Source organism: Mycobacterium sp. 852013-51886_SCH5428379, assembly GCF_001665575.1.
GTDB lineage: Bacteria > Actinomycetota > Actinomycetes > Mycobacteriales > Mycobacteriaceae > Mycobacterium.
Genome location: NZ_LZSU01000001.1, coordinates 36,476 through 49,525, shown reverse-complemented (window position 1 = coordinate 49,525; position 13,050 = coordinate 36,476). Strand labels below are relative to the sequence as shown.

At 68.7% G+C, this 13,050-nt stretch carries 10 protein-coding genes, 1 tRNA gene and 2 pseudogenes; 10 read left to right on the top strand and 3 right to left on the bottom strand.

Annotated elements, in window-relative coordinates:
• Nucleotides 1-18: 18 nt before the first annotated feature.
• From A5757_RS00210 to A5757_RS00195, 4 genes and pseudogenes are all read left to right on the top strand, one after another.
• A pseudogene (locus A5757_RS00210) lies at nt 19-1,599 on the top strand (DUF2339 domain-containing protein); the annotation flags it as partial.
• A gap of 38 nt (nt 1,600-1,637) precedes the next feature.
• A complete protein-coding gene (locus tag A5757_RS00205) occupies nt 1,638-2,126 on the top strand; it encodes a Dps family protein (RefSeq protein WP_066827899.1) in 489 nt (162 codons plus the stop codon).
• 29 nt (nt 2,127-2,155) lie between these two features.
• Nucleotides 2,156-2,602, top strand: a complete 447-nt coding sequence (locus tag A5757_RS00200; protein WP_066827897.1) for an SRPBCC family protein — start codon at nt 2,156-2,158, stop codon at nt 2,600-2,602.
• Nucleotides 2,602-4,194, top strand: coding sequence for an NAD(P)/FAD-dependent oxidoreductase (locus A5757_RS00195; protein WP_066827895.1), 1,593 nt, complete (start codon nt 2,602-2,604; stop codon nt 4,192-4,194). The genes A5757_RS00200 and A5757_RS00195 overlap by 1 nt, the downstream gene beginning before the upstream one ends.
• On the opposite strand, the gene A5757_RS00190 is transcribed toward A5757_RS00195, so the two are convergent.
• Nucleotides 4,160-5,479, bottom strand: a complete 1,320-nt coding sequence (locus tag A5757_RS00190; RefSeq protein ID WP_066827892.1) for an adenylate/guanylate cyclase domain-containing protein — start codon at nt 5,477-5,479, stop codon at nt 4,160-4,162. The genes A5757_RS00195 and A5757_RS00190 overlap by 35 nt on opposite strands.
• A gap of 91 nt (nt 5,480-5,570) precedes the next feature.
• Here A5757_RS00190 and speB point away from each other — a divergent pair, with 91 nt between their 5' ends.
• Genes speB through A5757_RS00170 form a run of 4 tightly spaced genes read left to right on the top strand, consistent with a single transcriptional unit; the run spans nt 5,571 to nt 9,762 of the window.
• On the top strand, nt 5,571-6,512 hold the full coding sequence (gene speB / locus A5757_RS00185; RefSeq protein WP_066827890.1) for an agmatinase: 942 nt from the start codon (nt 5,571-5,573) through the stop codon (nt 6,510-6,512).
• Complete coding sequence (locus A5757_RS00180; protein ID WP_066827889.1) at nt 6,509-8,083, top strand: thiamine pyrophosphate-binding protein; 1,575 nt, start codon at nt 6,509-6,511, stop codon at nt 8,081-8,083. The genes speB and A5757_RS00180 overlap by 4 nt, the downstream gene beginning before the upstream one ends.
• Nucleotides 8,084-8,092: 9 nt before the next feature.
• On the top strand, nt 8,093-9,571 hold the full coding sequence (locus A5757_RS00175; RefSeq protein WP_066827888.1) for a sodium:solute symporter: 1,479 nt from the start codon (nt 8,093-8,095) through the stop codon (nt 9,569-9,571).
• A complete protein-coding gene (locus A5757_RS00170) occupies nt 9,568-9,762 on the top strand; it encodes a hypothetical protein (RefSeq protein ID WP_066827886.1) in 195 nt (64 codons plus the stop codon). Before A5757_RS00175 ends, A5757_RS00170 begins: the two co-directional genes overlap by 4 nt.
• Nucleotides 9,763-10,265: 503 nt before the next feature.
• Here the strand turns inward: A5757_RS00170 and A5757_RS22615 are convergent.
• Nucleotides 10,266-10,625, bottom strand: a pseudogene (locus A5757_RS22615) (HNH endonuclease); the annotation flags it as partial.
• A gap of 243 nt (nt 10,626-10,868) precedes the next feature.
• Nucleotides 10,869-10,942 (bottom strand) — tRNA-Leu (locus A5757_RS00165).
• A gap of 70 nt (nt 10,943-11,012) precedes the next feature.
• Here A5757_RS00165 and A5757_RS00160 point away from each other — a divergent pair.
• Complete coding sequence (locus tag A5757_RS00160; protein ID WP_066827884.1) at nt 11,013-11,639, top strand: ANTAR domain-containing response regulator; 627 nt, start codon at nt 11,013-11,015, stop codon at nt 11,637-11,639.
• Between the two features lie 193 nt (nt 11,640-11,832).
• Complete coding sequence (locus tag A5757_RS00155; RefSeq protein WP_066827907.1) at nt 11,833-13,044, top strand: branched-chain amino acid ABC transporter substrate-binding protein; 1,212 nt, start codon at nt 11,833-11,835, stop codon at nt 13,042-13,044.
• The last annotated feature ends 6 nt before the right edge of the window (nt 13,045-13,050 follow it).

Genomic DNA, 13,050 nt, shown 5'->3' with positions numbered 1-13,050 from the left:
AGATGTGTATAAGAGGTCGTACCCCCGCCGCCGCCGAGCCCGCCCCGCGAACGCAACGAAGGCTGGATCGGCAAGGCGCTCGCGGTCGCCGGGGTGGCCGTCACCCTCATCGGCGTGGTGCTGCTGCTCGTGCTCGCCGCGCAAGCCGGCATCCTGCGCCCGGAACTGCGCGTCGCCGCGGGCGGTGCGCTGGCCGGCGCGCTGGTGGGCGCCGGCTGGTGGGTCAACCGCCGGCCGGGCGGCCGGGTCGGCGCAATCGCGCTCGCGGCGACCGGTGTCGCGGCGGCCTACATCGACGTCATCGCCGTCACCACCATCTACGAATGGGTGGCCGCACCAGTCGGTCTCGTGCTCGCCGCGGTGATCGGCGGCGCCGGGCTGACGCTGGCACGGCGGTGGGATTCCGAACACCTGGGCCTGCTTGTGCTGGTACCGCTGCTCGTCCTGGCACCGGTCGTCACCGACGGCATCACGCTGACCTTGCTGGCCTTCATGCTGGCGCTGTCGGCTGCATCCCTGCCTGTGCAGTTGGGCCGGGACTGGACCTGGTTGCACGCTGCCCGCACGGCCGCGGTGACCGTGCCACTGCTCGTCGCGCTCGCCGGGGCCGCCGTCGATTCCCGCCACGACCTGCTGCTGGCCGGAGCCTGCGCGATCGCCGCGCTGCTCGCGCTCGCCGGCGCGCTGATCGTGTTGCCGCGCACGACGAACCGCGCCGCGCTGGCGCTGCTCACCGCCGCGGGTGTGCTGCCCGTGTTGTGTGTGTCGGCCACCGCTGACCGGATGGTGGCGGCTTTGATGGTCGGTGCGCTGTCGGCGGCTCTGCTCGCAATCGTGTTGGGCGGCACTTGGTTACCCGCGGTATCGGGTGTGGTCCGGCAGATCTGGTCGGCGCTGTCGGCGGTCAGCGCTCTGATCGCGGTCAACGTCGCGTTCGACGGTGAGATTGCGGCGCCGCTGCTGCTGGCGATGGCCACCGTGGTCGCCGTCGCCGGACGCCGCGACACCGTCGCACGCTGGGTCGCGCTCGGCTTCGCCGGCGTCGGCGGTCTGCTCTATCTCGCCTACGCACCGCCGAGCGCCCTGGTGCACGCGACCGTGCTCAGCGCACCCGACGCGGTGTCGGTACTCATCGCGAGCCTGCTGCTCACCGCCGCTGCGCCGGCGATCGCCTGGAGCTACGCCGACGACCTCGACCCCGACTCGGTGCGGATGCTGTGGGCGGGATCGGCGGTGATCGGTGTCTACGCCGCGACCATGGTGCTGGTCACCGCGGGCGTTCAGGTGGGCGGACCGGACGGTGGCTTCTTCGCCGGCCACATGGCCGCGACGATCTGCTGGATCGCGACGGCGGCTGCCCTGCTCGGCTATGCCGCGCGACGACCCAGGGAGCACCGGTCGCTGCCCATCGGCGGCGGTATGGCGCTCGTCGCCGCCGCGGTCGCGAAGCTGTTCCTGTTCGACCTGGGCACCCTCGACGGCATCTTCCGCGTCGCCGTCTTCATCGTGGTGGGGCTCATCCTGCTGGGCATGGGGACCGGGTACGCGCGGCGACTCGCAGCACAGGACCAGCCCGATGTGAGCACTATCACACACTAAATTGGATCGATTCCAGATTGGTGCTCGTTGATACAGACATGAACACAAACCGCCGCACAGAAGCAGAAATCCAGAGTTTCGCCGCATCGCCGGAGTTCGCTGCCAACCTGCAGCGGGTTCTCGTCGACCTCATCGAGTTGCACCTGCAAGGTAAGCAGGCGCACTGGAACGTCGTCGGCACCAACTTCCGCGATCTGCACCTCCAGCTCGATGAACTGGTCGACTTCGCCCGTGCGGGCAGCGACACGATCGCCGAGCGGATGCGCACGCTCGACGCGGTGCCGGACGGGCGTTCGGACACTGTCGTCGCCACGACGAGCCTGCCGCAATTCCCGGCCTACGAGCGCAGCACGAGCGAGGTCGTCGACCTGATCACCGTGCGCATCGCCGCGGCTGTCGACACGTTGCGCGACGTCCACGACCCCGTCGACGCCGAGGATCCGACCACCGCGGACATCCTGCACCAGCTGATCGATGGACTGGAGAAGCTGGCCTGGCTGATCAAGTCGGAGAACCGCAAGGTCTAAACCGCCACGGCGTGGGGTATGAGTGCCCCATGACCGTGACACGCAACATCGCGGCGACCCGTCAGCGGGTGTGGGACGTGATCGCCGACGGCTGGACGTATTCGCAGTGGGTGGTGGGCAACAGCCGGATGCGGGCCGTCGACCCCGACTGGCCTGCACCCGGCGCCACCATCCATCATTCGATCGGCGTCTGGCCCGTTCTGCTCAACGACGAGACCGTCGTCGAGGAGTCCGTCGAGCCCGAGCGCCTCGTGCTCTTCGCGAAGGGCCGGCCGTTCGGCAGCGCTCGCATCATCCTGACGCTGCAGGAGGACGGGGACCGCTGCTGCGTGCAGATGGAGGAGTATCCGGTCAGCGGTATCGGCAAGCTGATGCCGAGCCAACTCGCCGACGCCGCGGTGTGGCCCCGCAACAACGAGACCCTGCGCCGCTTGGCGTTTCTCGCCGAGCGTCGCGACGACAAAGACGTCGACTAGTGGCCTCTGCCAACGTTGATGCCGTCGTCATCGGGGCGGGGCACAACGGCCTGGTTTCCGCCGCGCTGATGGCGGACGCCGGCTGGGACGTCCTCGTGCTGGAGGCGCAACCCGAACCGGGCGGGGCCGTGCGCAGCGCGGAGCGCATCCCCGGCTACACCAGCGACCTCTACAGCGCGTTCTATCCGCTGTCCGTGGCGTCGCCGGTGCTCACCGCACTTCATCTCGAAGACCACGGACTGCGCTGGACCCATGCCCCCGCAGTGGTCGGTCATCCGCGTAACGCCGCCGACGAAGACGCGCCCGTCATTCACCGCGACATCGACCGCACCGCAATGGAACTCGCGCGCAACCATCCCGCCGACGGTGACAACTGGTACCGCCTGTTCGACCTCTGGCAGCAGGTCAAGGGCCCACTGCTGAGCAGCCTGTTCTCCCCGTTCCCGCCCGTGCGCGGTGCGGCGGGACTGCTGCGCACGCTCGGCACCGCCGAGGCGTTGCGGCTGGTGCACCGGCTGGTGCTGCCCGCCGGTGAGATGGCCCGGCAACTCTTCGACGGGGACGCGGCGCGGCTCCTGCTGCTCGGCAACGCGCTGCACGCCGACGTGCCGGTGGACGCACCCGGCAGCGGTGTCATGGGCCTGATGCTCATCATGATGGCGCAGGACGGCGGGTGGCCGGTGCCCGTCGGCGGCGCGGGACAGCTGACCGCGGCGCTGGTCGACCGGGTGCAGTCGGCCGGCGCGCAGATCGAGTGCGGCCAGGCGGTCACCGGTATCGACGTGCGCGGCGGCCGCGCAGTCGGGGTGCGCACAGCCGACGGCCGATCGATCTCGGCGCGCCGAGCGGTGGTAGCCGACGTGTCCGCGCCCGCGCTCTACGAGAAACTTCTGCCGGCCGCCGCCGTACCGCCGCGGGTGCTCGAGGACCTCGAGCACTTCACCTGGGACACCCCGGTACTGAAGATCAACTACGCGCTCGACGCGCCGATACCGTGGCGCTCCAAGAACCTCAACGAGGTCGGGACGGTGCACCTCGGTGCCGACGCCGACGGTCTGGTGCGCTGGATGGCCGATCTCAACACCCGCACGGTGCCCGAACACCCCTTCATGTTGTTCGGGCAGATGACCACTGCCGATCCCACCCGTTCGCCTACCGGCACCGAAAGTGCCTGGGCCTACACGCATTTGCCCCGCGACATTACCGATGACGCCTCGGCCGACCGGCTGTCTGAAGCGGTCGATCGGGTGTTGGAGGAGCACGCTCCGGGTTTCACCGACTCGGTGGTCGGCAAGTTCATCCAGCGACCGTCAGAGCTGACGGCATCGGACGCCAACCTCGTCGGGGGTGCGGTCAACGGCGGTACCGCGCAACTGCAGCAGCAGTTGATCTTCCGTCCGACACCGGGTTTCGGGCGCGCCGAGACCCCCATCGAGGGACTCTTCCTGGGGAGTGCGGGCGCCCATCCGGGCGGCGGCGTGCACGGTGTGTGCGGGCGCAATGCGGCGGCGGCGGCGCTGGCAAGTGACGGGTGGACGGGGTGGCCGCGGCGGCGGCTCAACCAGTTGGTGATGTCACTGTTCGTCCGGTAGCGGGGGTTTCGACGGCGTCGCGCACGGCTTGGTCGTTGCGCCGGCCCACCAGGTACCAGGTGTGCATGACGCCCTTGCCCTTCACGTCGACGTTCCCGCGCTCCTCGAACTCGAAGGCGTGCCTGATGCGCTCATAGATGTTGTCGGGCACCTGGATTCGGCCTTCGACGTCGGTCGTCTCCATCCGGGCCGCGACGTTGACCGCGTCGCCCCACACGTCGTAGAAGAACTTGCGGGCACCCACCACGCCGGCTACCACAGGGCCGGCCGCGAGCCCGATCCGCAGCGGCACCGCGCGGCCTTGCTGATCGGTCAGATCGGCGACGGCGTCGGCCATGTCCAGGGCGAGACAGGCCAGCGCCTCCACGTGATCGGGCCGCGGGCGCGGCACCCCGCTGACCACCATGTAGCTGTCACCGCTGGTCTTGACCTTCTCCAGCCCGTGCCGGTCCACCAGCGCGTCGAGATCCGTGTAGAGCCGGTCGAGGAACCGCACCAGTTCGGTCGGCGGGGTGTCGCTGGCCCGCTTGGTGTAGCCGGCGATGTCGGCGAACAGCACCGACGCGTCGTCGTAGCGGTCGGCGATGATCGAGTGGGCCGGATCCTTGAGTCGAACGGCCACCGACGCCGGCAGGATATTGGCCAGCAGCTTCTCCGAACGCTGATACTCGGCTTCCATGGCGCGTTCGGCGCGGTCGGTCTCGCGCAGCGCGTACCAGACGGTGGCGAACACCATCACCGTCGCCGCGACCGCCGACAGGATGAAACCGGCCGTCAGTACCCAGGGGGGCCCGAGTCCGCGGTCGTGGGGCACGTAGATCTCAATGGCGATGCAGCCGGCCAGGCCGAGCGCGACGATCGAGCCCGCCAGCACGATGCGCTCGATACCGAGGACCAGCACCACCAGCGATGCGGCCACCAGGTAGTAGAACTGCAGCCCCGAATCCGAGCCGACCTCGTAGGAGATGAAGGTGACCGAGACGTAGGCCAGCAGGAAGAACGTCAGCGGGGCGACCAGTTCGCCGAAGCGGTACAGGGCGGGTACGGCGAGGAAGAGGCCGCCGAAGACGAGGTTCAACAGGCCGATCCACCACCCGGGACCGCCCATGACGAGCTGGAAGACGCCGAAGAGCACCGACACCGCCGCCGCGATCCAGGTCGCGATGGTGAGCACCCGCAGTCGGCGGATCACAGCCTCGGCGTAGTGCCGGGTGCGCGCCGGGACGCGGCTCTGCAGTGCGACCTCGGGCACGCAGACCGCTCGACGGCTCTGAGTGACGGCCATCGTCGCAGCGTATCGCCGTCGACCGGCCTCTCGGTCGACATTTAACACGCCTGGTCTTCCCTCGAGCCCCGGTCTGGACGAGCCTGGACCTATGGACACTCCGATCGGCCCCGTCGACGCCACCAAAGTGCCCCGCTTCGCCGGCCCGCCCACGTTCGCGCGGCTGCCCCGCCTCGATGAGGTGACCCGCACCGATGTGGCCGTCGTCGGCGTCCCCTTCGACTCCGGCGTCTCGTATCGCCCCGGCGCCCGGTTCGGTCCCGGCCACATCCGCGCCGGCTCCAAGCTGCTGCGCACCTACCATCCGCCCCTCGACGTCGAACCGTTCGCCACCCAGCAGGTCGTCGACGCCGGGGACATCGCGGTCAACCCCTTCGACATCACCGAGGCGATCACCACGATCGAGCGCAGCGCCGACGAATTACGCGGCGGCGGCGCCAAGCTGGTCACCCTCGGCGGCGACCACACGATCGCGCTGCCGCTGCTGCGCTCGCTGCACCGCGAACACGGGCCGATCGCCGTGCTGCACTTCGACGCCCATCTCGACACCTGGGACACGTACTTCGGCGCGCCGTTCACCCACGGAACGCCGTTCCGGCGAGCGAGCGAGGAGGGGTTGCTCGACCCGTCGAGCTGTCTGCACGTCGGCATCCGCGGGCCGCTGTACGCGCCCACCGACCTGTCGGACGACCGCGTTCTCGGTTTTCAGGTGATCGGCTCCGACGACTTCCAGCTCGAGGGGCTGGCCACGGTGATCGAGCGGATGCGCGCCCGCATCGGCGAGGCGCCGGTCTACGTGTCGGTCGACATCGACGTCCTGGATCCTGCCCACGCACCCGGCACGGGAACTCCGGAGGCCGGCGGGATGACCAGCCGCGAACTGCTGCTCTGCCTGCGCAGTCTCGTCGGAGCCAACATCGTAGGCGCCGACATCGTGGAGGTCGCGCCCGCCTACGACCACGCCGAGATCACCGGAATAGCAGCCGCGCACGTGGCCTACGAGTTGATCTCGGTGCTCGGGGCCAACCGGTGACTCACCGCAATGGCGGTGCGGCCGTAGTCGATTCACTGATCGCCCACGGTGTCGACACGGTGTTCGGGATCCCCGGAACCCACAATCTGGAGCTGTACCGGCATCTGCAGTCCACCGGTGTTCAGGTGGTGACCCCACGCCATGAGCAGGGTGCAGGCTACGCCGCGGAGGCGTACGCGCGGGTGTCCGGACGGCCCGGTGTCGTGGTCACCACCAGCGGCCCCGGACTCACCAATGCGATGACGGCGGCCGCCACCGCCTACGCCGAATCCCAGCCCGTGCTGGTGATCTCGCCGGGGATGCCGACCGGCACCGAGGGCCGCGATCTCGGGCAGCTGCACGAGGCCAAGAACACCAGCGGCGCGATGAACGAACTGGTGGCGTGGAGTCGCCGCGTGCACAGCGCCGACGAGGCCGCCGACGCGGTGACCGACGCCTTCGCCGGTTTCAGCGGGTGCCGCCCACGTCCCGTCCACATCGAGGTGCCGATCGACGTCCTCACCCAACAGTGGTCGGGACAGGCGCGGACGGCCGCTGCGACGCCCGCGCCGGCACCAGAACGGGGAGCGGTGGGGCGAGCCGCTCATGCGCTGGCTCTGGCGGACAAGCCCTTGATCATCGCCGGGGGCGGCGCCGTCGACGCCGCTGCCGAGCTCACCGCGCTCGCCGAGGCGCTGGGCGCGCCGGTGGCGACGACGGTGAACGGGAAAGGCGTTGTGCCCGAGCGTCATCGGCTGTCAGTCGGTGCATCGGTGCGGCTGCGTGCTCTACAGGCGGCGGCCGCGGAGAGCGACGCGCTGCTCGTTGTAGGCAGCGAACTCGGCGATTCCGACCTGTGGGAGGGGCAGATCCGCGGCCGAACGGTGATCCGCTGCGACGTCGACGCCGGTCAGCTCCACAAGAACTGTCCCGCAGACCACACGCTGCTCGGCGATGCCGCGACGACGGTGGAAGCGCTGCTGGAGACGCTCGACTCGGACCGCACCGGTGGCGAGGACCGCGCCGCGGCCCTGCGCTCGGCGTGCCGCGAAGAGGCCGATCGGGACGCCGGACCGTACGCCGAGATCAACGAGGCGGTGCGGGCGGCACTGCCGGCCGATGGGGTGCTGACCGGTGACAGCTCGCAGGTGACCTACTTCGGGTCGGTGCACTTCTTCGACATGGCGTCGCCGCGCCGGTTCTGTTACTCACCGGGTTTCGCCACCCTCGGCTACGGGCTGCCGGCGGCGATCGGGGCATCTGTCGCCCGCCCGGGCGCGAAGGTCGCGGTGCTCATCGGGGACGGCGCCGCGATGTTCTCGATCCAGGAGCTGATGACGCTCACCGAGGCGCGGCTGTCGGTGCCCGTGGTGATCGTCGACAACGGCGGATACCGGGAGATCGAGGACCAGGAGCGCGCCCGTGGCATCGCGCCCGTCGGCGTCCGGTTGCAGACCCCCGATTTCGCCGCGCTGGCCGTCGCGATGGGCGCCCGAGGCGTGCGCACCACATCGACCGCCGACCTGACCGAGCTGGTCGGCGCCGCGTTCGGCGCCGACCGTCCGACCGTCATTCACTTCGACATCCGGTAGGAGCCCACCATGGACATCGCGATCGTCGTGATCTACCTCGTCGGCATGATCGCGTTCGGCTTCTGGGGGAAGCGCAGGGCGACAACCCAATCGGACTTCCTGGTGGCAGGCCGCAGGCTGGGTCCGGTGCTGTACTCGGGCACGATGGCCGCGATCGTGCTGGGCGGCGCGTCCACCATCGGCGGTGTCGGGCTGGGCTACGAGTACGGGATCTCGGGCATGTGGCTGGTGGTGGCGATCGGCGTCGGCATCCTGGCGCTGAGCCTGCTGTTCGCCGGGCGGATCCAGCGGCTGCGGGTGTACACGGTCAGCCAGATGCTCGAGTTGCGGTACGGGCCGGGGTCTTCGGTGCTGTCCGGGGTGGTGATGTGGGGTTACACGCTGATGCTGTCGGTGACGTCGACGATCGCGTACTCGACGATCTTCGGTGCGCTGTTCGACATCGGCAAAGTACCGGCCATCCTGCTCGGCGGCGGCGTGGTGATCATCTACTCGACGCTCGGCGGCATGTGGTCGATCACGCTGACCGACTTCGTACAGTTCCTCATCAAGACGATCGGCATCTTCTTCATCCTGCTGCCGGTGGCGCTGGTGAAGACGGACGGCTGGAGCGGACTGGCCGAGAAACTGCCCGCGGACGCCACGTCGCTGACCGCGATCGGCGGCGACACGATCCTGACGTACTTCGTCATCTACACGTTCGGACTGCTGATCGGCCAGGACATCTGGCAGCGGGTGTTCACCGCCCGCAGTCCCGCGGTGGCGCGGTGGGCGGGCGCCGGTGCGGGGGTGTACTGCCTGCTGTATGCGGTCGCCGGCGCGGTGATCGGGATGGCCGCGAAAGTACTTCTGCCCGACCTGGAGTCGCGTGATGATGCGTTCGCGCAGTTCGTCGAGATGCAGCTGCCGCAAGGTTTGGCCGGGTTGGTGCTGGCGGCCGCGCTGGCGGCGGTGATGTCGACGTCCAGCGGTGCGCTGATCGCGACGGCGACGGTGTTCAGTCAGGACATCGTGGCGCGAGTGCGCAAACAGGACCTCGAGACGGGCAGCGAAGACGACCGTCTCCGCAACAACCGGATGTATGTGGCCGGGTTCGGTCTGGTGATGGTGGCGATCTCCTGCGTGCTGCAGGATGTGGTCGCGGCGCTGACGGTCGCCTACGACATCCTCGTCGGGGGACTGCTGGTGCCGATCCTGGGCGGACTGGTGTGGCGGCGCGGGACCAACGTGGGGGCGGTCGCGGCGATGGCCGTCGGCACAGTCGGCACGCTGGCCACCATGGTTCTCGTCGGCGACATCTTCGCCAACGAGCCCATCTATGTCGGTCTGGCTTTGGGCCTGGTGGTGTACGTGGTCGGCAGCCTGCTCACCAAGCCGACCGATCCGGAGGTGCTGGCTGAATGGGACCGGCGTAGCCGTGGGGAGGCCGTTCCGGCGGTAGCGTCGTCACCGACAGACGGAAGCAGTGGAATTGGGGGAGCGATATGAGCGGTGCGGACGGCGGTAACGGAGGCGACGGCGGTGCCGGTGGCCGGGGCGGGATTTTCAGCCGATTGTTCGGACGGGGTGGGCACGGCGCCGGAGGTGAAGGCGGCAAGGGCGGTGAGCCGGGCCCCGGCGGCAAGCGCGGTGCCGACGGCAAGGACGGCGCACCCGGGGGCCGCGGCGAAGCGCGCTGATCGGGATACAACCTCCAGATCACGCAGATATCCTCGAAGGCGGTAACTCAGCAACCACGCCCGGAGAGCGAGTCCGACATGTCCTCGAAGTCGTGTTGGCGGGTAGGCGTCCTCGCGATGCCGGTCATCGCGGGGCTCGTGCTCGGCCCCGCCGTTGCGTTGGCGGCGCCGGGCGACCCCGCGACGGGGTCCTCGACCGAGTCGGACGCCGGAACTCCACGTTCGGGTGTCTACGACCCGTCGCCGGACACACCCGATCGCTCTCCGGTGAGGTCAGGAATATTCGACCCCAAACCGAACCCGATCGGCTCCTTCTTTCCAGGGTGGACGGCGAACACCCCCTTCCTCGTAGGGGCTCCGCCACGTCCCGGCGGACCGCGACCCGGCTTCGGTGACGGTACCCCGTGCCTGATCAGGGCTTTTTGCGGTGCCGATCCGCGACCCGTCGTCGGAGTGTTCGACCCGTCCCCGGGTAACTGACTCCGCCACCGACGGTCCGTGTCTCAGAAGGGCGGTGGGTCGTCGCCGTAGTTGGGGTGGGGTTGCGGTTCGGGTGGTGAGCGGTCCACCCGGGCGGCTCGCGCGGCACTGGCGGCTTGAGCCGCGTGGGCAGCTTGTTGGGCCATTGCTCGTTGCGCGGCGTTGTGAGCGCGTTCGGCGGTGATGCGTGCGGCGGTGTCGGCGGCGCGGGTGCGTCGTCGTTTCGGCATTCGGGCTTTTCGGTGGGGGTGTGGTGGCGGTTTCGCGAGCGGGGGTAGTTCGGTGGTGGTGACGTCCCATGTGGGGAAGAACATTCGGCTGGCGGGCGTGGTGGTGTAGCGCTTGCCGGCGGGGGTGGTCCAGGTGATGGTGCCGTCGGGGTGACCCGGACCTACTCGCTGATCAATCCAGCCGCCACCCAACGCCAGATCCAGGCACTCACCAGTCAGCTCTTCACTCTGACCGCCAGCAAATTCACAAACGGTGCCCCCCCGCCAGTCAACAAGCGCGCACGCTCTCGTGAGGCAACGAACCACCCTTCGCGCGCATCTTGACATGAGGCAACTTGCCGACGCCGAATCGAGTTATCCACAGCCGGCGGTGCACCCGGGGAAATCCTTTATGAGTGCCCTCGGTGAGACTCGAACTCACACTGCACGGGTTTTGAATCCGTTTCCTCTGCCAATTGGGATACGAGGGCTTGCGGCCTCCCACCATAGAGGATGGCCCCGCGGTCGCTGATCGCGTGGGTTACCGCCACAATGACATCCATGACCGGGTCACCGACTGACGGCGCCAAGCCCCACCGCGTCCTCATCGCCGAAGACGAGGCACTCATCCGGATGGACCTGGCCGAGATGCTGCGCGACGAGGGCTACGACATCGTCGGAGAGGCCGGCGACGGTCAGGAGGCCGTCGAACTCGCCGAGAGCCTGAAACCCGATCTGGTGATCATGGACGTCAAGATGCCCCGCCGCGACGGCATCGACGCCGCGTCGGAGATCGCGGCCAAGCGCATCGCGCCGATCGTCATCCTCACCGCGTTCAGCCAGCGCGAACTCGTCGAACGGGCCCGCGACGCCGGCGCCATGGCCTATCTGGTCAAACCGTTCAACGTCAACGACCTCATCCCTGCCATCGAGGTGGCGGTCAGCCGGTTCGGTGAGATCGCGGCCCTCGAGCAGGAGGTCGCGACGCTGTCCGACCGCCTCGAGACGCGCAAGCTCGTCGAGCGCGCGAAGGGTCTGCTTCAGGCCAAGCAGGGGATGAGCGAACCCGAGGCGTTCAAGTGGATCCAGCGGGCCGCGATGGACCGCCGCACCACGATGAAGCGAGTCGCCGAAGTGGTCCTCGAAACCCTCGACACGCCCCAGGACGAAGCCCCCGCCGAACCCTGATCGAGGCGCCGGCGCGTAAACACTGCGTTTCAGCGGCCTGCCGTCGTCGGATTTCAGCGGTCGCGACGCCGAACCGCTTCGTCAACATCACGCACCGCGGCCACCTGTTGGCTATGTTCTACCCGAAGCATCAGCGCCCGGCCGGGACGGTCGTGGCGGTCGAGGCCGATCAAAATCGAACCCGGAGGTGAACGTGCGCGGTCGCGTGACACGAAATGCAGTTGCACTCAGCGGCGCGGGGCTGTTGATGCTCGGGATTGCCGGTTGTAGCCAATCGACGCCGGAGCAGGAGGCGTCGCAGACCAACTTGAAGATCGTCGAGAAGGTCCAGATCGACGAGAACGGTGCCGAAGTCGCCGCCAGCACAGGCACGGCCCCCGCAGACCCCGCCGGTGACGGCAACGCCACCTGCCCGCCGGTCTCCATTGCGATGGCGGGCGCCCTCAACGGACCAGATGCCGCACTCGGCATCAACATCAAGAACGGTGTGCAGCTCGCGATCGACAAGCACAACGCCGCCAACCCGGGCTGCCAGGTCCAGCTCAAGCCGTTCGACACCGAGGGCGACCCGCAGAAGGCCAGCGCGATCGCCCCGCAGATCGTCGACGACCAGTACACGATCGGCCTTGTCGGTCCCGCCTTCTCGGGCGAGACCAAGGCCACCGGCGGCGTCTTCGACCAGGCCGGCCTCGTCGCCACCACCGCGTCGGCGACCAACGTGACGCTGTCCGAGAACGGTTGGAAGACCTTCTTCCGCGGTCTGGCCAACGACGGCGTGCAGGGTCCGTCGGTCGCCAATTACCTGAAGAATACGTTGCAGCACAAGAAGATCTGCGTTGTCGACGACAGCACCGATTACGGCCTGGGTCTGGCCCAGGCCGTCCGCGACACCCTCGGCCCCGTCGCCGATTCGGCGTGCAACATCTCGGTGAAGAAGGGCGACAAGGACTTCTCCGCCGCGGTGACCCAGATCAAGGGCGCCGCGCCGGATTCGGTGTTCTTCAGCGGCTACTACGCCGAGGCGGCACCACTGGTGCAGCAGTTGCGCGACGGCGGTTTCGAGGGCATCTTCGCCAGTGCCGACGGCACGAAGGACCCCGAGTTCGTCAAGCAGGCCGGCGAATCGTCCAAGGGCGCCGTGCTGGCCTGCCCGTGCGGCCCGGCCACCGGCTCGTTCGCCGAGGAGTACACGGCCAAGTTCAACCAGGAACCCGGCACGTACAGCGCCGAGGGCTACGACCTGGGCACCATCCTGGTCAAGGGCATCGATTCCGGCGCCATCACCCGGCCGGCGCTGCTCGACTTCGTCCGTAACTACAAGGGCCAGGGCGTGGCCCGCGAGTACCAGTGGACCCCCGAGGGTGAGCTCACGACCACCCTCATCTGGATCTACGACGTCCAGTAAGAGCTG

Coding starts and splice junctions, on each gene's coding strand:
- A5757_RS00170 (WP_066827886.1), top strand. CDS start 9,568: ATGAGCGGTGCGGACGGCGGTAACGGAGGCGACGGCGGTGCCGGTGGC.
- A5757_RS00200 (WP_066827897.1), top strand. CDS start 2,156: ATGACCGTGACACGCAACATCGCGGCGACCCGTCAGCGGGTGTGGGAC.
- A5757_RS00160 (WP_066827884.1), top strand. CDS start 11,013: ATGACCGGGTCACCGACTGACGGCGCCAAGCCCCACCGCGTCCTCATC.
- A5757_RS00190 (WP_066827892.1), bottom strand. CDS start 5,479: ATGGCCGTCACTCAGAGCCGTCGAGCGGTCTGCGTGCCCGAGGTCGCA.
- A5757_RS00175 (WP_066827888.1), top strand. CDS start 8,093: ATGGACATCGCGATCGTCGTGATCTACCTCGTCGGCATGATCGCGTTC.
- speB (WP_066827890.1), top strand. CDS start 5,571: ATGGACACTCCGATCGGCCCCGTCGACGCCACCAAAGTGCCCCGCTTC.
- A5757_RS00205 (WP_066827899.1), top strand. CDS start 1,638: ATGAACACAAACCGCCGCACAGAAGCAGAAATCCAGAGTTTCGCCGCA.